Origin of the sequence: Rhodococcus sp. 14-2470-1b (genome assembly GCF_002259415.1) — a bacterium.
Taxonomy (GTDB): domain Bacteria; phylum Actinomycetota; class Actinomycetes; order Mycobacteriales; family Mycobacteriaceae; genus Rhodococcoides.
Genome location: NZ_NPFY01000057.1, coordinates 1 through 517 on the forward strand (window position 1 = coordinate 1; position 517 = coordinate 517).

The 517-nt window shown below is 65.2% G+C and carries 1 protein-coding gene; it reads right to left on the reverse strand.

What is annotated here, in order from left to right; all coding sequences use genetic code 11:
• A partial coding sequence (locus CH293_RS27655) for a cbb3-type cytochrome c oxidase subunit I (RefSeq protein ID WP_176460150.1) occupies window positions 1-517 on the reverse strand: 517 nt, incomplete at both ends.

Below are 517 nucleotides of genomic sequence, written 5' to 3' on the forward strand. Positions count from 1 at the left end.
GACCGAAGAACCAGAACAGGTGCTGCCAGAGCAACGCCCCGCCGTTGGCGGGATCGAAGATGTGGGTGCCGAGTTTACGGTCGGCGAGCAGGCCCATCAGCGCCGCGGTCAGCAGTGGGAACGCCAGCAGGATCAGGATCGAGGTCACCAGGATGTTCCAGGTGAAGATCGGCATGCGGAACATCGTCATTCCCGGTGCGCGCAGGCACACCACGGTGGTGACCATGTTGACCCCGCCCAGGATGGTGCCCAGGCCTGCGATGAGCAGGCCCACGATCCACAGGTCGGATCCGATACCGGGGGAGTAGACGGCGCTGCTCAACGGGGTGTACGCGGTCCAGCCGAAGTCGGCGGCACCGCCGGGGCTGATGAACCCGGCGGTGGTGACCAGTGCGCCGAACAGGTAGAGCCAGTAGGAGAAGGCATTGAGCCTGGGGAAGGCGACATCGGGTGCGCCGATCTGCAGCGGCAGGATGTAGTTGCCGAAGCCGAAGACGATCGGGGTGGCGTAGAGCAG